Origin of the sequence: Streptomyces inhibens (assembly GCF_003389455.1) — a bacterium.
Taxonomy (GTDB): domain Bacteria; phylum Actinomycetota; class Actinomycetes; order Streptomycetales; family Streptomycetaceae; genus Streptomyces; species Streptomyces inhibens.
Genome location: NZ_QUAC01000177.1, coordinates 16000 through 37563, shown reverse-complemented (window position 1 = coordinate 37563; position 21564 = coordinate 16000). Strand labels below are relative to the sequence as shown.

The 21564-nt window shown below is 68.1% G+C and carries 18 protein-coding genes and 3 pseudogenes; 12 read left to right on the top strand and 9 right to left on the bottom strand.

Annotated elements, in window-relative coordinates:
• Positions 1-87 precede the first annotated feature (87 nt).
• Positions 88-378, bottom strand: a pseudogene (locus DY245_RS46595) (MFS transporter); the annotation flags it as partial.
• Between the two features lie 5 nt (positions 379-383).
• Here DY245_RS46595 and DY245_RS47570 point away from each other — a divergent pair.
• Positions 384-506: a DIP1984 family protein gene (locus tag DY245_RS47570; RefSeq protein ID WP_280524992.1), complete on the top strand. Its 123-nt coding sequence runs from the start codon at positions 384-386 to the stop codon at positions 504-506.
• A gap of 655 nt (positions 507-1161) precedes the next feature.
• On the top strand, positions 1162-1995 hold the full coding sequence (locus DY245_RS22365; RefSeq protein WP_128509024.1) for a PIG-L family deacetylase: 834 nt from the start codon (positions 1162-1164) through the stop codon (positions 1993-1995).
• 278 nt (positions 1996-2273) lie between these two features.
• On the opposite strand, the pseudogene DY245_RS46590 reads toward DY245_RS22365, so the two are convergent.
• Positions 2274-2549: pseudogene (locus DY245_RS46590) on the bottom strand (IS630 family transposase); the annotation flags it as partial.
• A 408-nt stretch (positions 2550-2957) separates the two neighbouring features.
• On the opposite strand from DY245_RS46590, the gene DY245_RS22355 reads away from it, so the two are divergent.
• The 4 genes from DY245_RS22355 to DY245_RS48360 all read left to right on the top strand — a co-directional run bounded on the left by DY245_RS22355 (position 2958) and on the right by DY245_RS48360 (position 6468).
• Positions 2958-3557: a hypothetical protein gene (locus DY245_RS22355; RefSeq protein ID WP_128509023.1), complete on the top strand. Its 600-nt coding sequence runs from the start codon at positions 2958-2960 to the stop codon at positions 3555-3557.
• 750 nt (positions 3558-4307) lie between these two features.
• Entirely contained in the window at positions 4308-4802 is a 495-nt protein-coding gene (locus DY245_RS22350) for a hypothetical protein (RefSeq protein ID WP_128509022.1), read from the top strand.
• A 719-nt stretch (positions 4803-5521) separates the two neighbouring features.
• Positions 5522-6073, top strand: coding sequence for a hypothetical protein (locus tag DY245_RS22340; RefSeq protein WP_128509020.1), 552 nt, complete (start codon positions 5522-5524; stop codon positions 6071-6073).
• 152 nt (positions 6074-6225) lie between these two features.
• The gene (locus tag DY245_RS48360) at positions 6226-6468 is read left to right on the top strand and encodes a helix-turn-helix domain-containing protein (RefSeq protein ID WP_425329428.1); all 243 of its coding nucleotides are present in this window, start codon (positions 6226-6228) and stop codon (positions 6466-6468) included.
• Here DY245_RS48360 and DY245_RS22330 read toward each other — a convergent pair.
• From DY245_RS22330 to DY245_RS22315, 4 genes and pseudogenes are all read right to left on the bottom strand, one after another.
• On the bottom strand, positions 6419-6988 hold the full coding sequence (locus tag DY245_RS22330; protein ID WP_128509019.1) for a TRADD-N-associated membrane domain-containing protein: 570 nt from the start codon (positions 6986-6988) through the stop codon (positions 6419-6421). The two genes, DY245_RS48360 and DY245_RS22330, sit on opposite strands and share 50 nt — an antisense overlap.
• Positions 6989-7109: 121 nt before the next feature.
• Positions 7110-7322: pseudogene (locus tag DY245_RS22325) on the bottom strand (IS982 family transposase); the annotation flags it as partial.
• A 795-nt stretch (positions 7323-8117) separates the two neighbouring features.
• Entirely contained in the window at positions 8118-8369 is a 252-nt protein-coding gene (locus DY245_RS22320; RefSeq protein ID WP_220377931.1) for a hypothetical protein, read from the bottom strand.
• Positions 8370-8995: 626 nt separating this feature from the next.
• Entirely contained in the window at positions 8996-11302 is a 2307-nt protein-coding gene (locus DY245_RS22315; protein ID WP_244943195.1) for a PP2C family protein-serine/threonine phosphatase, read from the bottom strand.
• 203 nt (positions 11303-11505) lie between these two features.
• On the opposite strand from DY245_RS22315, the gene DY245_RS22310 reads away from it, so the two are divergent.
• Both DY245_RS22310 and DY245_RS44555 read left to right on the top strand, forming a co-directional pair.
• Positions 11506-11718 carry a hypothetical protein gene (locus DY245_RS22310; RefSeq protein ID WP_128509017.1) on the top strand — a complete coding sequence of 71 codons (213 nt, stop codon included), beginning with the start codon at positions 11506-11508 and terminating at the stop codon, positions 11716-11718.
• A gap of 54 nt (positions 11719-11772) precedes the next feature.
• Positions 11773-11985: a hypothetical protein gene (locus DY245_RS44555; RefSeq protein WP_181923811.1), complete on the top strand. Its 213-nt coding sequence runs from the start codon at positions 11773-11775 to the stop codon at positions 11983-11985.
• A 388-nt stretch (positions 11986-12373) separates the two neighbouring features.
• Here DY245_RS44555 and DY245_RS22300 read toward each other — a convergent pair whose 3' ends face one another.
• Both DY245_RS22300 and DY245_RS22295 read right to left on the bottom strand, forming a co-directional pair.
• Positions 12374-13153, bottom strand: a complete 780-nt coding sequence (locus tag DY245_RS22300; protein WP_128509016.1) for a hypothetical protein — start codon at positions 13151-13153, stop codon at positions 12374-12376.
• Positions 13154-13156: 3 nt separating this feature from the next.
• The gene (locus DY245_RS22295; RefSeq protein WP_128509015.1) at positions 13157-13420 is read right to left on the bottom strand and encodes a hypothetical protein; all 264 of its coding nucleotides are present in this window, start codon (positions 13418-13420) and stop codon (positions 13157-13159) included.
• A gap of 718 nt (positions 13421-14138) precedes the next feature.
• Between DY245_RS22295 and DY245_RS47565 the strand changes: the two genes are divergently transcribed.
• Positions 14139-14264, top strand: coding sequence for a hypothetical protein (locus DY245_RS47565; RefSeq protein WP_258572997.1), 126 nt, complete (start codon positions 14139-14141; stop codon positions 14262-14264).
• 230 nt (positions 14265-14494) lie between these two features.
• Here the strand turns inward: DY245_RS47565 and DY245_RS22285 are convergent, their stop codons facing one another.
• Positions 14495-15103, bottom strand: coding sequence for a hypothetical protein (locus tag DY245_RS22285; protein ID WP_030992798.1), 609 nt, complete (start codon positions 15101-15103; stop codon positions 14495-14497).
• 853 nt (positions 15104-15956) lie between these two features.
• Here DY245_RS22285 and DY245_RS22280 point away from each other — a divergent pair.
• Genes DY245_RS22280 through DY245_RS44550 form a run of 3 tightly spaced genes read left to right on the top strand, consistent with a single transcriptional unit; the run spans position 15957 to position 21444 of the window.
• Positions 15957-16841, top strand: a complete 885-nt coding sequence (locus DY245_RS22280) for an alpha/beta hydrolase family protein (RefSeq protein ID WP_181923810.1) — start codon at positions 15957-15959, stop codon at positions 16839-16841.
• Positions 16838-19687 (top strand): ATP-binding protein, encoded by a 2850-nt coding sequence (locus tag DY245_RS22275; RefSeq protein WP_128509013.1) that lies wholly within the window; start codon positions 16838-16840, stop codon positions 19685-19687. The genes DY245_RS22280 and DY245_RS22275 overlap by 4 nt, the downstream gene beginning before the upstream one ends.
• Positions 19609-21444 carry a WD40 repeat domain-containing protein gene (locus DY245_RS44550; RefSeq protein WP_181923809.1) on the top strand — a complete coding sequence of 612 codons (1836 nt, stop codon included), beginning with the start codon at positions 19609-19611 and terminating at the stop codon, positions 21442-21444. Before DY245_RS22275 ends, DY245_RS44550 begins: the two co-directional genes overlap by 79 nt.
• Positions 21445-21564 lie beyond the last annotated feature (120 nt).

Here is a 21564-nt window from a genome sequence, read left to right as displayed (position 1 = left end):
CCCGGACCGCGACGCGCGGTCCGGGCCCTGCTGCCGTATCGGGGCTCTGCTGCCGTACCGGGCGCGGCCGGTCCCGCTCAGCTCTCGGCCGACCACCCGGGGAAGCCGCAGATTCAGCAGCCCCGTCACCCCCCGAGCTGCACCAGCAGCGTCACCACCAGCGCGTTCCCCGTGCCCATCCCGGGCGACACCGCCAGGAAGAGCGTGCCGAGCGTCGCCACCCCCACGGCCAGTGAGGACTGCTGCGCGGTCACCATCACCCCGCTGCCCACCCCCGCCCGGTCCGCCGGAGAGCACGATCCGCAGCAGCACCGGGAGCTGGAAGCCCTGGCCCAGCCCGGCCAGCAGCAGACTGGGGAGCAGGTCCACGAACCCCAGGGTTGATGATGCTTTCCGCGCTTCCGGTCGCCGAACTGCGCGGTCAGGCGGATGCACTCGCCCGGGAGATCCGCGAGGTCGATGTGCGTATCCAGCGCACGAACTGGGAGGTCGATCTGCTGGACTGAGCAGTCCAGCCGGCTGGGACGATGTGGAGCAGGTAGCAGCTTCGGAGGCGTGCACCCGCCGAGGGCTGGCGGCTTTCCAGCCCACTCCTGGCGCGTGATGAGGAACGCGGGGGTTCGACTCCCCATCAACAGTGCAGCTCAGCACCGCGTACAGGTAAAGGTGCACATTGCACAGGACATCACCACGTGCAGATCCGAGGCGGCGAGGGCGAGTTCGGGGCTTTTCAATCGCAGCACCATGGAGAACGGCGATCTCCGGCAGATACTGTTGGCGATTTTGGCGGCGCTCCAGTCATCCATCGCGAACGAAACTTCCGCGAAAGCCAGGTCGCTTGAGAACGCTGGCCACAGTCGGTCTCAAACGACCTGGCAACCGCGCTGGTCAGCAACCCACCACACGCCAGACGCAGTGCGACAGGACGGCAGGTCGCACCTGTACCTCGTTCGCGTTGAAACCCGAAGCCTGGAAGGCCACGGCCGCGCCGGGAACAGCCGGGCCGGTCGGCACGGTTGCATCGACCGAGGGACCGGCGCCGCACGGGCGGGGAACACGGAGACCACAAGGTCGTCCGCCCCACCAGGATCCGGGCCCCAGGATCGCGGTACGCCCGCCGCGAGTTCGGAACAAGACGTATTTCTGCAGGAGGACTCTTTCATGACTGACCGGCCCTTGACGCTCATGGCAGTACACGCCCACCCCGACGACGAGGCCACCGGAACCGGAGGGGTCCTCGCGCGGTACGCGGCGGAAGGCATCCGCACGGTTCTCGTGACGTGTACCAACGGCGGTTGCGGTGACGGGCCGGGGGGTGTCAAGCCGAGCGATCCCGAGCACGATCCGGCGGCCGTCGCTCTGATACGCCGTCAAGAACTCGAGGCGAGCTGTGACGTCCTGAAGGTCAGCGATCTGGAGATGCTGGACTATGCCGACTCCGGGATGATGGGCTGGCCCAGCAACGACGCCCCCGGATCCTTCTGGCAGACCCCCGTGGAGGAAGGCGCCGCCCGACTTGCGGAACTCATGCGGCACTACCGACCCGATGTGGTCGTCACCTACGACGAAAACGGCTTCTACGGCCACCCCGACCACATCCAGGCCCACCGCATCACGATGGCGGCGCTGGAGACGACCGCACTGAAACCGAAGGTGTACTGGACGACGATGCCCCGCTCGATGATGCAGCGGTTCGGGGAGACCATGCGCGAGTTTCATGAGGACATGCCGGAGCCGGATCCTGCCGAGGCCGCCGCGATAGCCGAAATCGGCCTCCCCGACGATGAGATCACTACGTGGGTGGACACCACCGCATTCAGCGGTCAGAAGTTCGATGCGCTGGCCGCGCACGCCAGTCAGGGCGAGAACATCTTCTTCCTCAAGATGGGCAAGGAGAGGTTCGGCGAGTTGATGGGCATGGAGACCTTCGTACGTGTCAAGGACGCCACCGGCGCGACCGTACCCGAGAACGATCTCTTCGCCGGACTGCGCTGATCCGCCCGCCTGACCGGGGCGCGAGAAGGCTCATCGGCCGCACGGCGCGATCGAGCGGACACACCCGGAGGCTTGTCCACGCGAGTTCCGCTCCGGCAGCCCGCGTCCAGGCACCCGCCGGCCGCGTCGACGCGTGCCCGCGCCCGCGGGGTTGGTCCCCGGGTCCTGCCCTTGCGGGTGGCGGGGTGTAGCGGCTCCCCGTACCCGCGGGATTGCGACCCGTGGGAGCTGCGCATCACCAAACTGGGGTCAGTCCGCACGTGTGACGCGAAGACCTGCTTGTTCTTCTTCGCCCAGGCGCGGATCTTCGCTCCCTTGTGGGCGGAGCGATTGTCCAGGATCACGTAGATCGGGGCGCCGTCCGGGCGTGCGGCGCGGATCGACTTCAGTGCCGCCAGGGTGTTGGCCGCCCCTTTGTGGCGACGGTTGACGCCCCGCAGGTTGTCGTCGCCGATCGAGTAGCAGCCGTGGAAGTAGGTGACGCCGTGGGTGCGGTGGTAGGTCGCCGGCAGCCGGCCGGGGCGGCCTTGCCGGGCCCAGCAGGTCCCGCCGGTGGCGCCCGACCGCATCAGCGAGCGCGGCGGGCGACGAGCCGTCGGCGTCGAGGGTCGCCCGGCCACTCCCCCGCAGGCCAGACGCCCAACTCCCCCTAGGTCACCCGAGCTTCCCGAGCTGAGAGTGCCAGTGCGATGCGTGCCAGATTCGTGCCAGAAGGGTGATCGTCGGGGTCAGCGGTCCCGCTGTTCTGGCACGGCCGCAGCTTCCCGGCGCGCCTTCCGTACGGTGGCGTCGAGACCGGCTGCAACTTCCTGCTGCCGACCTTGGTCAAGCTGACCTCTCGGCCTTCTGGCAGGCAATGGACAGGACACATCAGGGGCTGAATCAAGCCAAGGTCCGGCGTAACCTCCACTCCCCGCGTTACCGTCCAGCCCCACAGGCACGGACACGGGGGAGGGCCTGAGTTGATCGACTGGGCGGCGCTGCTCGGCGGCGCACTGTTCGGCTTCCTGGGCGGCATGGTGGCTGCCTGGCGTATCGCCAGTGTCGAGGCAGCGAAGGCATGGGCCGGTGATCTCCGCCACCGGTTCAAGGTGAAGCAGGCGGACCGAGAGAAGACGCAACAGCTCCGGCACGCCCGGCTCGACGACAACCATCAGGCAGAGTTGCAACGTAGCGAGGATGAGCGGAAGCAGGCCGAGAAGGCCCGCGAGAACGAGCGCAGGCGCATCAAACGGGCCCACGCTGAACTGAAGAAAGCCCTGCAAACCGCCAACGAGAGTGTCGGGACCTACACAACCGCACTGTTCATCAGCAAGCTCAAGGGGGAGGTGCCACCGGAAACCATCCTGGAGGAGATCAACAAGCTGGACAGGCACAATTTGCTGCTCAAGGAGCTACAGGGCCACCTTGTGACACTTTCTGGACTTGGCATCTCGATCAATCACAGGATCAAGGACTGGCGCGCCCCCCTCCGGGACGACCTGCGTGAGCTGGCGAAGGCCATCACCTCAAAGACAGAGGAATACGCCAAGTTGCTCTCGCAGCATCAAGGCAGCTCCTGACCTCACAGCCCCCGGCGAGATCCGCACGTACCTCAAGGCGTTCGTTGAGCTCCCCCGGACCGCTGTGCACAGCACGGAGGCGAGAACCTGCGTCGTCAGGGCCATCAACGCCCTGGGGTGACCTGCCAGAGTATCCCGCATGGACGCAGGGGTGGCAGCAGTACTGGGCGCGTTGGCGGGGGCGGTAGCCACGACGGGGGCGGCACTCGCTACGGGATGGCCCCAGTAGAGGCCGGGGGTCCGGAGCCCTCCGCGGAGACTCAAGGGGCGGTCCACGCGCCTGTGGATGAGCCCGTCGTGACGCAACACCCCCAAGCCCGTCAGGGAGCCGGAGCAGCTCCAGGAGCCGCTGACGCAGTGGGACCGGATCGACGCCGTGTTCCGCCGTCTGTACGACGGCCTCGGCCAGCACCGTCCCGCTACCCGTCACATGATTGACGCCTTGGGGAAGGCGGGACTGCCCTCGTCTGAGGGCACCGCACGGGAGAGCCGGAAGCGGGTCGAGGCCACCGAGCCCCACCTGAAGACCCTGCCCTCCGCCCTCGCCACCTGAGCGAGCCCTCGCGCTGCGCTAGCCCATGGCTGGAGCAGAGGTCGTCGTACCCCTCCTCAGGAACCCTTTGAGCCGGCCAAGGAGATGGACGACTCCCTGAAGCGCTCCAGGGCTCGTCGCAGAGGAAGTGAACTGCTCACCCGCGGAGTTCACGGTTCCAGCCCCACGCGGGTTGGCCCCGTCGGCATGATCTACCTGTGGAAGCAGAGACGTTGGCGGGGCTGTTCGGCCTCGGGGGAGCCTTGGTGGGCGCGGCGGTCTCCACGGGGGCGGTCGTCTGGCAGCAACGCAAGACGGCCCATGAGGCCGAGCGTGCACATCTGCTGGGCCTTGCCGAGGCGGCGGCCAACGAGTGCATCCGACTGAGCTACGCGATCCAGGAGCACTTCGCCCGAGGAGTCGGCGATACACGGAGCCCGCACGGTCGAGAGTGGCATAAGGAGCTTCAGCGGATGAACCGGGCACTAGAGGAGCAGGCGCTCAGGTTCTCCGACAAGGAAATACGGAATCTTCTGAGCCGATGCCACGCGGAGATCCTCATCCGGGCTGATTGGGTAGGTGACCCAGACGGATTCCCTCCGAGGTACATCACCCTCTGCAACGACATCAGAACCGTCATGGGAACGGTGCTTCGTCGGCAGCCATTTCCGGGCGCTATCTGGCAGAACTACCCCGACCCGACGGAGGGATGACGCATGGAACCAGAAGTCCTCTCGGGCCTGATCGGCTTCGGCGGAGCCGTGCTCGGCTCACTCATCGGTGGCGCGACGTCCTTGATCGCTACCAAGCTGACCCTTAACCACCAGAGGGACCAGGCCAAGGAGGCACACCTCCTGGAGCTGGGGCAGGCAGCTACCGACACCGCCTTGTCGGAGTTGATCGCGAATGGCGAGTTCCTGGGGACCCTCAGGGGCGACGAGGTGACGGCCCACATAGATGACCACCTCCCGTGGCTTGACACAGCTATGGGGCACATCAAGAACGTGGAACTGGCCGTATCTCGCATTCCCAACCGTGAAGTCCACGAGCGCATCATGGTCCTGCTGAACCTGACGCGTCGGTACAGGGCGGCCGGGGCTAGGCACTTCTTCGCCGTCAAGTGGGTCGGGGAATTGACGGAGGACATGATCGACGTCCTATCGGCCCATCTCCGCCAGGACTCCATTCCTTCTCTTTCGGAAGATGNCCCATCTCCGCCAGGACTCCATTCCTTCTCTTTCGGAAGATGTGATCAAGAAACGGGAAAAGCTCGCGGGGTTCGAGGAGCGCAGGCGTCGGCACTTCGAGTTTCTCGTGGAACAAGCGGACGAGCTGACGGGGCGCCAACCTCCGTCAGACGCGTCATGACGCCCCTCAGGGCAAGTTCGGCCTTGTGACCCCATCGAGCGAGCCGGCCAGGCAGGATGCCCCTGTGGAAGCAGAGGTATCAGCGGGGTGGATCGGCCTGATCGGGGCCTCAGTCGGTGCGGCGGGCGCCCTCCTTGGTGGGTGGCTCCAGCACCGCCAGCAGAAGGACACCGCCCGGCAAGAGAGATGGGAGGGTTACGCACGGGCCGCCGGAGAGGCCACGCTGACCGAGCTGCTCGCGGCCCAAGAAGAAATGACCGCCTGGTGGTCTTCGTTCACCGGCCTCGATGATGAGGCGAACGACCTCTACGGGATCATCTTGGAGCGCGGTCGCACGGCAAAACACTGCTCGCTCCTGATACCCGAGGCAATCGAGCTTCGAGCGCGCCTGAAGACTGTGCTGGCTGTCATGACTGACTACAAGTGCGCACCTCCCGGCGATGAGCCTGAGGCGTTGATCCACTTCAAGTGGAGCTACAGGGCGACCCAGGAGGGCATCGAGTCGATTGCAACTTTCCTCCGGGGCGAGCCCCTGCCTCCAGCGACGATGAACTTCAAGATGCTGGAGGCTCAGCGAACTGCCTACCGAGCGGAGAACCCGTTGCCGGGCCCGTGACGCCCGTCATGACGGGGTATCTGCGCTTTGTGCTAGTGCACCGCATAATCGCGATCAGTAGGGTAATTGCGTCCTCATGCTGGCCCCGACTCCTCTGGAGGTCCGGGGCCTTTTGCATGCGCGGGAGGGCTTCAGTGGAGGACGAAATCTGACTGACGGCCCGCGAGGCCGCCGAGCTAGCGGGCATCAGCTCGGTAACGGTCTATTCGTGGGTCCGCCGAGGCCACCTGAAAGTCGGGCCTCGATCACCGAGGTCAGAAGCTCTTCCGGCATCTGGACGTCGCGATGACCGAGTTGGCCACCCGGGCCAAGGCCAAGCGCCCGTTGGTCCCTGTGGCCTGAAGATCAGGAGGAGCTGGACTGGCCATCGACCGGCCCACTCCGCTCGGCTTTAGGCAGTGTGGGCAATGAAGAGTTCGACAGTTTGATGATTACCGCAGCTCGCAGATGTGCCTTGATGGACGGCTCTTGCTCCTCACCTAGCAGCTCAATCGCCTTATCCAGATCACTCTGACGCTTCATGTCCTCACGAAGCCCCCTGCTCTGAGACTCCATATGGCGCAGCGCGGCATCAGCTCGCTTGTGGAACAGTGTTCCGATCGCCACGGTCAGCAGCCCAGCCACGCTGGAAACGATCGAGGCGTACTGATCACCGATGGTATCGGCGTGAAAGATGGCGAGACCGATCCCAGTGATCAGAATGCCACCGCCGATGATCGACGCGAAGAGGCTTACGTAGAAGCTCGCTCGTGCTTGCGTAAGTCCATAGCTGTAGTACCGGATCAAGAGCTTGGTGAACTTCGCACTGTCCTTCTCCTCCGGCGTCGGGTGCTCAGGCACAGCGCTGTCCGGCAGAAGTTCTTCGGTCAGCGCAGCCCGTTCTCGGTCGACAGCTTTCCCGAACCTGTTCGCCACGAGGGCCGAAAGTCCAGTGCCTACGGCTCCTGTCACCCCCGCAACAAGTGCTACAACTCCTGTATCCACCCCTTGATCTTGTCAGGGGCACCAGCTCTTCGGGGGATTTCGCCCTGACCGGTCACCCGTGCCAGATTGCTGCGGTCAGGACGAGGATGCACTGGGCGACGCGGACGGTGACGCCTTCAGCGGAGCGACCCCCGTGTTGTTCCAGGTCGAGCCAGCCTTTGACTGTGTCATTGACCGACTCGATGAGCTGGCGGACCTTCTTGAGCATCGGCTCGTCGGGCCGGGTGGCCTCCCGTTTAGTGGACGGCCGCAGCAGCTTGATGCCAGGAGGGGGCGCGGGCCAAGCCCGGACTTCCACGACGGTCGATGCGGGATCCCCCCTCGCCCTCGACATCCCCACCCATGACGCTCTGTCGGAGAGGCACCCACACACCTCGTCCCGGCGTGCCCAGCACACCGCCAGCAAGAACTCCCACCGCCCCAGGCTGACCTGGCCGACCACAGGCCCAATGACGCCGTCCGCCATGGCACGGCGACACCTGGCGCCAACCTGCTGACCTTTGCGCCCCCGACGCCGCTCCTGATGGACCATCAGGAAAGTCAGCATCGAGTCAGCATCAGCCCTGCCAGACCCGGTTTCAGCCTGCCACACGTGCACATGCCGAAAGGGACGCAGAAACCGGCTCCGACCTGCATGTTTGCCCACCTGCCTGGGGAGATCGTAGGGTCGCTCTCCCAGGGGCACGCAGGTGTAATCCATGTCCTCGCAATTCCCTAATTAGGAATTTGCGAGAATTACGACATTCTCCTCGCCTCCAAGGAAGGGCAGCAACTGCCCCCAGGCTGAGCCCTGCCGGGAAACCGAGGGTCTCACCGACATCCTAAAAGGGCGCATTGCGGAGATAGCTCACGCCGACGAGTCAGCAGGAAGTCAGCATCGTCCCCGTGATCTTGGCAGTCGGCGCTCAGTGCCGCAGTAGCCAGATCTTGGCCGGGCTGGCCGCCGACCCGCAGATCGTCTGGTAGGGCGTTTCCTTCGGATCATCCGATCGTTCGACAGCCGCCACGGCGACGTGGACCACCGTGGCGATCTGGGCGCGATCCGATGCGCTCGGTGGCGTCAACCGCCGGGAAGGGGCTCGGGGTAGCGCTTGAGGACCTGGGCTGGGTGGTCTTCGTCCATGGGCCAGAGCACCACGTGGTAGCGGTCCTCGCCGTCCAGCCCGTCCTCGGAGATGGTGTGCAGGCCGTTGGAGTAAACGCGCACGGCGTATGTGCCTGGGGTGAGGCGGATGCGGGGCAGCTCGTCGTCGAACTCCTGCATGGAGATCAGCAGGCGTCCGGAGGGAAGGGCGAGGCTGGCCTGGGTCACGTGCTCGGCCTGCTGAAATTCCACGTCGTCGGCCGGCGGCGTACGGCGCACGTCTACGGTGACGGGGACATCAAAGGGGCGGGCGGCCCCGATACCGACGACGCCGGGAGCGGTGTTGATCCAATCCTCAACCAGTGCTTCGAACCAGGCGGGTTCGGGTTCACCCAGGCATGCGTCGTCATCCTGGATTCCCCTCCGCAGTCGGAACTGCCCCAGTGGGGGACAGTGTCACAGGCGCCGCGAGGAGGCTCCGCCATGCGATGGGCCGACGTAGTCGCGGGGCATTCCCGAAAGGGGGTGGCCTCCGTGGGAGGCCGCCCCCTTTCGCATCGGTGCGTCACGTATGTCAGTGCTCGGCGGGGCTCAACGGGGCCGTCGGCACACGTAAACCGCCTTCTCCCACTGCGGGTACTGGTCGCAGGATGCGGCCGTGGCCGCCTGGGCATCGGGGTGGGTGGAACCGGGCACGGAGTCCAGCCACAACAGGCACCATGCCTCTTGCTCCAAGTCGATGAGGCCCGAACACACCGCCCGTCAAAGCAAGCCCGGGCCGAAGTCATCGTCGGCGGCCTGGGCGATCTGCGGTGACCGGCAACCAGCTGCGATCATGGCGGCATGCTGCGTTTCTACGGCTTCCGGTCAGGTACTCCGTCGAACCGGGCCGCCAGCAGCGCGATGTCGTCATCGCGGTCGCCGGGGTCCAGCATGTCCAGCACCTCGTCGAACAGCGCCTCCAGCGATGGGGCACTGGGGCCCGTCAGCCGGCCCACCTGCGTCAGCCGCTCCCGCAGCTGCTCGATGCCGGTCCACACATCACGGATCCGCGACTCCACCAGGCCGTCGGTGTAGAGGAGGAGGGTGGCGCCCGCGGGCGCGTCCAGCTCCACCGCCTCGAAGTCCACCCCGCCCACGCCGATAGGCGCGCCCGTCGGTACCCGCAGCACCTCCGTACGGCCACCGGGGTGCAGCATGACGGGCGGCAGGTGTCCCGCGTTCGCGATGGTGACCCGGTCCGCGATTGGGTCGTACACGGCAAACAGGAACGTTGCCAGCGCCTCATCACCCAGCTCCAGCGCCGTCCGGTCGAGTCCGCGGAGCACCTCTTGCGGGGGCCTGCCCTCCCCCGCCAACGCTTTTGTCATGACGCGGAGTTGTCCCATGACCGCGGCCGCAGTCATCGAGCGCCCCATGACATCACCGATGGCGAGGGCTACTCGGCTTCCGGGCAGAGGGAACGCGTCGTACCAGTCGCCGCCCACCCGAGCCGTATTGGCGGCCGGCAGGTAGCGGCTGTCCAGCTGGACACCGGCCGGCTGCGGCAGATAGAGCGGCAGCATCGTTCGCTGCAGCATGTCCACAGCGTCCGCCTCACGCCCGCGTAAGGCCGCCTTTTCTACACTCAGCGCGGTGTGTGTCGCCAGCTGTGCCCCCACCAACAGGTCGTCCGGCTCGAACGCCGGGCGGTCTGCCCGCCGCACATAGACCGTAGTGCCGATCACTCGCCGGCGTCCGCACAGGGGCGCCAAAATCACCCGGTGGCCGTCCGGCAGCCGGATATTCGGGCCCAGTAGCTCTGCCAGAGCCGACCGAGCCGTCTGCCCGTCCCCGTACTGCGGGCGCACGCCCCGCAGTACCTCCGCCAGCGGGCCGCCGGGCCGCACCTTCGCGCTGACGGTCATCTCCGGACCCGGATTCGGCTGCGTGGGCGGCCGGGCGCTGATGGTGTCCGGCTCCTCGGGGATGCTGTCTGTACGGTGCAGCCGGAATATCACCGGGCCGGTCGGGCGCTCGTCGCCCACCGGCAGCGGGTCACGCAGGTACACGAGGATCGCGTCGGCGAACGTGGGGACGGTGGCCCGGCACAGACCGAGCACGATCTCGTCGTGATCGATGCCGCGGGCGATCCGTCGCGTCGCCGCCCCGACGTACCGAACACGATCGGCGCCTGCCTGCCCGGAACGCTCGACAACGGCTGCCGTGTCGCCTGAGGGGTTGTCCGCAGTAGTTCGGGACAACCCCTCTCCGGTGGCGAGAACCTCCCCCGCCACCACTACGCCGTCGTCCGAGGCTGGTCGCCAGCCCACCGAGTCGGCGGCTTCCCGCACCGCCTCGTGCTCGCGATCGAGCACGGAACGAACTTTTCCCAGCGCTTGCTCGATCTGATCGACGGCTGCGTTGCCTGCGGGCATGTCCGCCTCCCGCACGACCGGGAGCGCGTCAAGGGCCGCAGGCGCTTCATACGGCTGCCCGGCTTCCACCCGGAACTGGCTGAGCTCCCGCTCCAGCTGCTGAATGCGCCGCGCGGCATGATCTGCAACCTGCTGAGCGGTGTCACGCTCCTGCTCGGCACGCCCGAGCTCACTGCGTAGATCGTGTTCTTGAACAACCGCCCGTTCCAGGTGCTGTTCAACGGCAGCGAGTTGGGCAGGGGCCGGGGGCACAGCGATCTGCAAGCCGTCGGCCCGCCGTTTCAGATCCGCAATCGTGGCCTGGGCCTGGCCCAGCAGAACGAACACCATGGTGGCCATCTGGAGCGCTTGAAGGCGACCGTGCTCACTGGCCTGGAATGCCTGCCGGGCCCGGTCGATCTCCTGGTAGGCGGCGATCGTCCTGTCCTTGGCCTCCAGCAGCTCGCGGGCCACCGACGGCAGCGCATCACTGCTCACCGCCGCCGCGGGTGCGGTCTGGGCGATCTCCCATAACTCCCTGAGCGGAGCCAGGCGGGCTTCCGTCTGCGTCGCAGACTCACCGGTGAAACAGACATCGGCTGCCGCTTCGACGAGCTCCCACGGCAGGTCCGCGCCGGAGAGCAGGTCGCGCAGCTTCCGTAGCGGCGGCACATGCTGGTCATGGAAGTGGTCATCGGTCAGCCGGTGGTGAAATCCCGTCACTGTCACGCAAGCGTCGTCCAGCCAGGAGCGGACCGTCTCCACGAGGAGGTTCATCTCCGCGCAGTTGCCGCGTGCCGGAGCCCACGGCCGACCCGCCCTCTTCACACCCATCACGCCGCCACAGTTGTCCCGGGACAACCCCACGTTGTCGCCTGCACAACATCCAACCGCTTCGACGACCTCCCCCGCAGGTGCATCGTCAGACATACCAACCGGCCAACGACGCACCTCACAAGGAGAATCAGATGTCCGCCGCCTCCCCTGACGGCCCCACGCACCCCAGCTTCATCACCAGCAGCATCCGCTGGCTGCTGGCCATGGCGGCACTGCTCACCGCACTCGCGGTCGTGCTGCTGATCCTGACCGGGCACATCGAACTCGTCGGGCCAGTGGCAGGTCTCGGCGCGGCGATCGTCGGCGGAACGGCCATCAAGGTCACCATCCAAATCCGCCGCTGACCCCAACATGATGACGCCCCACCGCCTGCCTGCACTGAGGAGACGACCCTCATCGTGGAGGAGCTTGTCGCGCAGAACTCGGCCCACCAACAGGGCCGCGAGCAGGGCGGTCTCCTCGGCCTCGTCCAGGACAACGAGTTCGACGAGAGGGCTGGCGGCGTCGTGCACGGTGACGATATGCGGGTGGGACAGGCCGCCGCCGACCGCCGCCTCGCGGGCGAAACCGAACCACCTGCCGGTCATTGTCTGTGCCGCCGTCGCCGGTGAGGATCTTGACCGCCACAAGCCGGTCGATCTTGGGATCGTGCGCCTTCCAGACCTCCCCGAACCCGCCCGCGCCGATCGATTCGATCAGCCGGTAGCGGCCATCCAGCACGGTCCCTGCCTGCACGGCTCCCCATTCTCGGCGCACCGCGATGGGCGGTGTACCAGGCGTGTACCCGTCACGCTACGCCGGGACAACCGCCAGTAACAGGAAAGTGCTGATCTACAACGTTTGGCTCAGGCCGTGGTCCGCAGTGCAGCCGGCTGCCCAACGGTCGGCTTCCCGGCGTCCTGCGCGGAGTGGTGGGCGCGGGCGACGTCGCCCCGGTCGGGCATCGGGACGGCGCCGGGCGGCAGGCTGCGTACGGCCCTTGAGGAGTGGGACGAGGGGCTACCGGCGTCGGCGGCCACCGTTGCCGCTGAGTCGGCGGGAGAGGAGGTCCCGCCGCGCCTGGTGTGAGCTGGCGGGCAGCGCACACTCGGCATCCGGTCTCGCGTGGCACACGGGGCACGAGACGTTCATCAACTTGTAGGCGGGCACCATGCTCGCGGTCCCCCGGCCGGTCCGCTGGTCTTCCGCGCACTGGCCCTTCTTGGTCTTCGCGGCTGCCTCACGCTCTTCCACGATCGGCATGATCCGTTCGTCGTGGCCGTGCTCCCGCTGAACCGCTTCGCCACCCTGCTCGCCCGGGTCGATGCAGTCCTGGCCGGCCTTCGAGCCGCAGACGGGGCAACGTCGGCGGATCCAGAACCGGCGGGCGACCTTCTCGTGCAGGGGGACCTCCCTCCCCGTCGGACGGGGTTGGACCGGCTGCACCGCCTTAAAGGACCCGCACTCGCCGGGCAGGTGCCGGAGACGGCCGTTCAGGCGCTGCTTCTTCTGCCCCTCCTTGAACACTCCGTCGCAGCTGCCGCACTTCTCCTCTGACCGCTGGGGCTTGACGCGGGCGGGATCGTACGAGCCCAGCGACAGCCGCGGGGCGAGGGCCGGCCGGGTCTCCTGGGTTCCGTCGCGGCGTACTACGGTGACGTCCGAGGCAGGCGGCCGGTCGTACGCCGGGAGCTGCGGTGCGGCGACGTACGACTGCCCCTTCGGGCCTGGGCATCTGCAAGCCGGTACGACGAAGCACCCCGCCGCCTGCAGAAGCGGGGGCGGGATTGCAGGGCCCAAGCCTCAGAATCCGACGACCTTGCCGGACTTCACCTGCTCCTGCGACTCCATGACTAGGACGTTGCTCGCCGGGACCGTGTAGATGGTGAACTCCCCCGGTTTCTTCCATTCGCCCTCCGGCCGCGGATCGATGTGGAGGAAGGAACCGTCGATGGCGACTCGCACGCTGTGGAGTCGGTCGAGCTTGATGTGCTGGGCGTTGGGGTCGGGGATCAGCTTGTCGTTCAGTTCGAGGGTGCGCACTGGGCGCCAGGGGAGGCTCGTCATGGCGGGATCATCGCTCACGGATCCGCTGCCCGCACGGCTCTCGCGTGAAGAAAGGCCGGCCAGTCGCAGCGCTCTACGGTGCCGGCGTAGGTCTCACCGTGACGGGGAGGCCGGCGGTGTCTGCGTAGCGCACTGCGGCGCTGACGTCCGCCGCGCTGAGGCAGCGGGTGATAAGAGCGGGGCGCCGGTCGTGTACTCCATTCCACACCGTGCGGATGTCGTCGTATCCCAGGTCCCCTGAGGGCAGCAGCTGCCCCGTGAACCGTCTGCGCAACGCCGCAGGGAGGTCGTCGCCGTGGGACTGTCCGTGTACCGGCCGGCCCGCCGACAGTGAAACGGCACCATGGCGAAACGGCCCGTGGCAGCCCGGGCCCTCTTCCAAGCCAGGGCTTCGGCGTAGTCGGCGGGCGTCCGTTTCGTGACCACTTGCAGTGAAGGGAGTGCGAGCGGACGGTTCCTGTCTCATGTCCATTGCGCCTCGGTGGCCTGCATCTCCGCGCACCGTCGGGCGGAGCCAGCCGACGGTGCCGGGGGATGACCCCTGCGTTGCTGAAGAGACGGGTGCAGATGCGGACGACGCTCGTGCATGGGATGAGCGGCTGGGCTGGGCGTTCGGGCTGATAGCAGATCATCCGGCTACGAGGAGTGCGGCACGCGCTGGCCGCCGTCCTCGACCTGACCGCGTGCGCGGTAGCGGACCGACAGCGCACCCCGCGCTATGGCGACCTGGCGCAACCTCGCGGTCGGCGCCCTGCGACTGAACGGCGCGAAGAACATCGCCTCCGGCCGTCGCCGCAATGCGCGTGACGCCCGCCGACCCCTCACGCTCCTCGGCCTCGCCTGAGCACGAAGCGGACCTCACTCGACTACGCCGAAGCCCTGAGGGCTGTCGCAGAATAACTTCAGGCTTTGATCTTGGTCAGGCGGGCTGTCTCGCGAGGTCATCGAGTGGAACGGCGCTTCAGCGTTCGTGAGTTATTTTCCGACGGCTCCCTGGGCCGCTCAGGGGTCGACCGGGGCCGGCGCATGCGTTCTCGGCGTCCTCTCAGGCCGAGACCGAGAGGTAACGCCGCCTCAGATGGTCGGGGTGTCGTCAACAATCGGCCTGTGAATCTCAACGACCGGCTTCCACCCCGCGGAGAACTCGATGAAGTCCGCACGGGTGGGGTAGGTGTCGACCGCGCGACGGTCACGCTTGGGGCTGTCGCTCCCCTTGCGCCCCCGGGGAATCTGCTCCTCGAAGATGTCGACCTTCACGTCGGGAACCTCCTTGAGTCCCTGGCGCCAGATCTGCACGACGTCGGCGCCGAAGGCCTGCCGGGCCGCAGCGTAAAGGGCCGTGAGGGCCCCCTTGTCCCCACTAGGGACGAAAAGCGCCAGGTCCAGCACGACACCGGCGGACTGGAGGACCTCGATGGTCACCGAGCCGTTCTCGTCTGCCAAGTAGATTCCGGCTTCATTCTCGTCGTCGGGAAGGCAGGAGACCTCTTCCTGGAATACGGTTCTCGCCGTGATCAAGCCGCCCTCGAAATCCTCACCGGACTTGGTCAGAAAAGCAGGGACATAGCAGTCGGGAAGCTTGAGTTCTGCCGTTTCGGCGGAAATGAAGAGCCTGTCTTTCACGCCGAGCTTCGTCACCTCTTCCAGCGAGAGGCGGCGAGCGGCGATCTTCTCCGTGTTCACGATTTCCCTTTCAGGTTGCATTGTCCCTCGAACAAGGACGCTACCACGAAATGCTGAGGTCAACTGCCCAGCAATCTTTGGGTAGATGGCCTCCGATGACCTGCACGGGAGGATAAGGGACACGCAGGTGTAGTCCATGTCCCCGAAATTCCCTAATTAGGAAATCCGGCGAAATTCGCGACATCCCCCTCGCCCTCAACAAGGGTATCAACTCAGTGAGCACTGCGCCGTGTCGGCATGTTAGCGACCTCAGCGGCTGTGAAAACAACGCAAGGCAGGAAGAAAGCTCGCACCGAGAGGTCAGCATCCTGACAGGCCATCGCGGCTTCGTGTCGGGCTCGGGAGTCCTCCCGGCCCCTGGCGTAGACGTGAACCGTGTTGTCCGTCGAGGGGTGAAGCTCCAGCATCGGTGCCGTCGGCGAGGCCGAGTTCGGCAGCGGCCTGCGGGGTGATCCCCGCGACGACGTCGATCGCCCCGTCCCCGCGGGTGGGTGTCGATCCGATGACTGCCAGTTCTACGAGGCCACCGCCGCTGGCCGCGCTTTCTACAGCGCCCATCTCTCCGGGCTGGATGAACGCGCCATAGGCCGAGCGAACGCCTGGAGCGACCACCCGCAACTTGCGGCCACGGCGCAGGGTGCTCAACGCCGTCGAGCACCCTGCTGACTCGGCCACGCTCTCGGCGAGGGTCTTTCGGGAGTCCGGCCGATCGAGCGACAAGTCCTGTCCGGATACAGCACAATCATGATCCGGCCGACGACCCGGAAACCCGGACCGTGTGCCGCTGGTCGACGGTCACCGGTAACGGCCGACGGATGCCGGCACGGAACGGGCTGGGCGGAGTGGGGAACGGATGCGGGCAGCGGAGATCGTCGGGGTTCACGGGATCGGGCAGTCCAGGACCTCGGGGGAGCAGTTGACCCGGGACTGGGGGAAGGCGCTCGGGCGCGGCATCAAGGAGTTCACGGACCGGCCCGACCGCCCGCCCACGCTCCGCACGCCGCACTGGACTTCCCTGCTCGCCAAGGGCACGGACCGGTTGGGGCCGCAGGACGACCCCTACGGCGCGTCGATGACACCGGCGGAGGAACAGTTCGTAGCGGAGGCCCTCGGTGACGTCGTCAGGCCGCAGGACCTTGCCTACGCCGAGGAACAGCCGCTGGCCGTACTGGGCCCGCCGAAGCTCTGGCCGCCCCGGATCACCCGACTGCTGATGGCCTATGACCACCGCTTCCCCGGCGGCGGCGGGCGGTTCTTCGTCCAGCGGATGCGGGAAGTCCGCTCCTATCTGACGGAGCCGAACCTGGCCGTCAAGGTCCGCGCACTCGTCCGGGACCACGTCACCCCGACCACCTCCGTGGTCATCGGCCATTCCCTCGGCAGCGTCATCGCCTATGACCTGTTCCGCCACGAGGACGACGCCCCGGGTCAGACACCCGGAGATGTCCCCGGGCCCGCCGTCCACACCCTCATCACCTGTGGTTCCCCGCTGGGTATCCCCTCGGTGCGGCGGCTCATGAAGATCGAGGACGGCGACCACCTGCGCCTGCCCGACCACGTCCGGTGGATCAACGTCTACGACCCGGACGACGTGGTCACCGGCGGCGCGGGGCTGTGCCGGGTGGCGCCGGGACTGGTCGATGCCACGGTCCGCAACGGCGTGGGCGACCCCCACAGCGCCGTGCGCTACCTCCGCAGCGAGCCGGTGGCCCGCGCAGTGGCGGGCGGTCAACCATGACGCGCGGCCCGGTCCCCGGCACGTACGCCCGTCGCCTCCTCGTCATGGCCGTCACCGAGTACGACGACGGGACCCCGGCACAGCAGCAGGAGTTCAGCACGGGCGTCTCGGCGCAGGTGACCGTCGTGGAGGGCTGGTGGGCCGATCCCGGCCTCGACGACGGGCGCCGCTTCGCCCCCGCCCGGCTCAAGCAGCTCCGTGACCTGAGGGACCTGCGCGAGTTCGTCCTGGACGAGAAACTCGCCGAGGTGGACGACGACGAAGCCCTCGTCGTCTACATCACCGGCCACGGTCTGGCCCCCGCCAACTCCCCGCAGCACTTCCTGCGCTTGCCCGACTCCTACGAGGACCGGCCGCTCAGCACCGCCTTCCCGACCGCCGAACTGATTGCGACCGTGCTGGACTCCCGGGCCACGCACGTCCTGGTGATGGTCGACTCCTGTTTCTCCGGCCGGCTCGAAACCGAGCTCAAGGCCAACCTGAAGGCGCTCCGAGAGGGGCGCCGCTCGCTCGGCTCGCTCGTCGTACTCGCGGCCGGGAACGACGAGAGCAGGCCGCGGCTCGGTCAGTTCACCAACCTGCTCCGGGCCGCCCACGAGCACTGCGCGGACCGGGCCAACGGCTACGCCGGGTCCCACCTCAGCTGGCAGGACTGGAAGGGCATCGTCGGCGCGGTGTTCGACGCGAAGACCATGGCCGACATCCACGAGATCTGGCCGACCCCATCCGCCACGGTCCAGAGGGCACACCAACAGCCGAGCCCCTGCCTTCCGAACCCCGGCTACGCGGCCGTCGAACCCGTACTCGGTGCCTCCCTCAGCCAGGTCGGGTGGACCCGGACCGAGCTGGACACGTACTGGATCTCGCGCGCCGCCGGTCACCCGGGAGCCGGCGGCCCCGGCTGGTACTTCACCGGGCGCACCGAGCTGGTCAAGCGGGTGCTCGCGTTCCTGGTCGGCACCGAGAACGTACTCGTCGTCACCGGCGAGGCCGGCTCGGGGAAGTCCGCCCTCCTGGCCCGCATGGTGACCCTCAGCGACGCCCGTTTCCGCGCGGACCCGCACTACGGTCCGCTCATCGCCGACATCCCCGAGGAACTCGACGTCCCGGTGGGGTCGGTGGACGCGGCCGTCCTCGCCCGCAACTCCGATCCGGACGAACTCGCCCAGACCCTGTACGAGGCGCTCGGCGGCTCCCCGAGCGTTTTCGGCACGGCGCCGGCACGCACCCGGACAGCATCCAGAGGGCCGGCGAAGCCCCTGGACGAGGGTCCTGTGGTGGCCCTGTGCAAGCTCGTAGGGGAGCTCGCCCTGCTGCGGGGACGGCCCCTGACCCTCGTGGTCGACGGCATCGACGAGGCCAGGAACCCGACGCGCGTCATCACCGACCTGCTCCGCCCCCTCACCCAACTGCGCATGGATACGGGCGGATGTCCCGCGGTCCGGCTGCTTCTGGGCGTCCGCAGCCCCAGGGAGTACACGACGGCCGCCGAGGGCGAAGCGCGGCGCCCCTCCACCTCGACCCCCACGGCCCCTTCCACCGACCTGCTCGGGCTCCTCATCCGGGCCACTCACTCCGGGAACTCGATCCGCACGGACGACGTCGAGGCGACCAGGGGCGACATCGCCGCGTACGTCCGCGCGCTGCTCCGGGCCCCGTACGAAGGCCAGGGCGGCGCCGAGGAAGGGCGGCCGGAGCTCCCGCTGGACCCCGCCCAGCCCCAGCTCCGGTACCAGCACCGCTCGCTGGCCGCAGCGGTCGCCGAAGAGGTGTCCCCGTCCTTCCTGGACGCCCGGATCGCCGCCGAGCGACTTCGCTCGATGCGTGTCCTGCCGAGCCCCGACGACCCTCCGTGGCGCCGGACCCTGCGCGAGGGGACCGAGGCGCTCCTCCGCGAGGACCTCGGGGAGGTGGCCCGCTGGCACGACACCCCGGCCGAACACCTGATGGCCGTGTTGCGGACGTCCGCCTTCGGGCAGGGGGCGGGACTGCCCTGGGCCGACATCTGGCCCGCCGCGGTGCGGGCGCTGGGCCCGACACCCGTGGCCGACCCGGACGCGGCCATCCGCCAGGTGATGGCCAGCCGTCTCAACGGCTACCTGACCACCGCGGTCGAGGACGAGCGGACCGTGTACCGGCCGATCCACGAACGGATCAGCGAAACCCTCCGGTACTCACCGCAGTTCCTGCTCGGTCTCCCGGACACGGACACGGACCCGGCGGAGCGTTTCCCCGAGATCTCAATCACCGCCACGCACGCGCAACTCGTATGGGCTTTCGAAGAGCTGCTCCCCGCGGCGCCGGACCAGCCCCCACACCCTTACCTACGACGCCACCTCATCGCGCACGTCGCCGCCGCGGGACTGGTCGAAGACCTGCACGTCCCCTGGCGGTTCCTGCCATGGGAGACGAGCGGCACGGTCCGGGCAGCCCTCGGACTCCCCGCCGACTTCCACACCAGTGCCGCGCACCTCGCCGCGTGGGCCCGTATCGAAGCGTTCCTGGGCGATGCAGGAGCGGCGGCACGGGCCGACAGCCTCCGCCTGTCCCTCCTGGGCACGGCTGTCGGGCGTGGTGCCGCCGGGAACATGGTCGCGACACGGCCCCTACCCGGCTACCGCTCCGGCGTCACACCGCGGTGGAACCAACTGCGGGTGCCCGACAACCTCCTGGCACGTACGTCGACCCCCTCGCCTCACTGGTGTCCTTCACCCTTCCGGACGGCAGCCCGCTCGTCGCGGCGGGCGACCAGGGTGGTGAGGTGCGCATGTGGGACCCGCGCACGGGAACGGAGTTCGGCCTGCCCTTCCGGCCGGCCCCGTACGTACGCGCCCTGGCCGTGCTGACCGCCCCCGCGGAGAGCCCCTTGCTCGCGGTGGGCACCGCCCACGGCGTCTGGATCTACGACCCGCAGAGCGGCGATGCGACCCGGCTCCCGGTGACAGGAGCCGTGTTCGCCCTCGCCGCCTTCAGGACCAGGACCGGACGGGTCCGGCTGGCCGTCGGAACCGACGCAGGACTGATCACCTGTGATCCCTTCGACGAGGAGACACCGGTCCTGCCCCTCAGGCCCCTCGACGGCGTGATGGGCCCCTCGGTCAAAGCGTTGGCGACGTTGCGGCTCCCCTCGGGCAGGACGCTGCTCGCCGCGGGCGGCAAGAACAGCACGTTGGAGGTCTTCGACGCCGAATCGCTCGACGTCGTCACCGTGGTGCACGGGCAGGGCAGGGGAGTGGTCGCGCTCGCCCTGTACTTCGACCAGCAGGACCGGCCCCGGCTCGCCGCGGCTTCGAGCACGACGCGCAGCGTGCGCACCTACGACCCGCTCACCGGCGAGGAGAACAAGGCCGCGCGCATCCCGCGGTCGGCGGCCTCCCTCGGGCCCTATCCCCATCCGAATTTCGGAACACTGCTGGCACTCGGCGGCGCTGACGGGGGGCCCGTGAGCCTCTGGGATCCGGCCACGGGGGAAGAGGTGTACGCCTCCCCGCCCGACCACACGGGAAGGGTCAAGGCCGTGGTCGCGGTCGAGACGGGACGGCGGATGCCCTTCGTGGTGTCCGCATCGTTGGACCGGACGGTCCGGATCTGGAACCCCACCGGGCGCACGTCGGAGCTGGAACCCGATCTGGAGGCGTCGGGAGACGGCTCCCTCCTAGCCGTGCTCCCCGGATCGGACGACGGCCCCAGCCTGCTGACGCCCGCCCGTTCAGGTGCCGTCAGCATCCGGTCGGCGGCGAGGGGGCAGCTGCGGCGGACGCGGCTGCCTCCCCAGCAGCTGACGTGGCCCGCCGAATGGGACTGCAACGCGTTGACCGCCCTGGCCACCCACGTCTGGCCGGACGGGTCGGCGTCCGTCGTCATCGGCCTGAAGAACGGCCTGATCGGCCGCTGGGACGAGCAGCGCGGCTGGCGGTCCCCTCCGGTGGATCAGAGCTGGCAGGCGGCGAGCGTGCGCTCTCTCGCCACGCTCTCCCTCCCCGGTGCCGACGTCATCCTGGTCAGTGGCACGAGCGCGGGAAGCATCTGCTTCCATGACCTCGCCAGCGGCGAGCAACGCTGGGAGCCCGTCCGCGAGGACGCGGCCGTGCGCGCCCTCGCGGCTCTGCCGACCGAGACGGGCCCGCTCGTGGCCTTCTCCAGCGGCCGTACCGTGGGGTTTAGCTGCGTCGGTGCGCCGTCGCACCTGCGCCTGCCCGGCCGCACGGGCCCCGTCCCTTCGCTCGCCGTCTGCCCCGCGGAGGACGGCAGTTCCCTGCTGGTCACCGGCGGCAGCGACGGCTGCGTCCGGCTCTGGTCCCCGGACGCTCCTCGGACGGAGGCGTACCCCGTACTCGAGGGGCACCACGGCCCGGTCTCCGCCATCGGCCTTCTGCCGCCCACCCCCACCTCGCCGCAGCCGCTCCTCGCCACCGCGGGCTCGAGCGACACCACCGTGCGCCTCTGGAACCCATGGACCGGGGAAGAGCTCATGCGGGTGGTCACCGGCACGCCCCTCACTTCCCTCTGCGCCCTGCCCGACGGCGGCATGCCGGACACCTCCGACCCGGCGATCGCCTTCGGCGGACCAGCGGGCCTGGCAGCCCTCACCGTCCGCCGCTGAGCGACTCCGCGGCCGTGGCCGCACCGCCAGCATTTCGGCTGGGATGCGATGTCCGCTGCGGTGGCAGGATCACTGGATCGGGGCGTCCGGCCAGATCGAGCCGGCGTCCGGGGTCCGAGC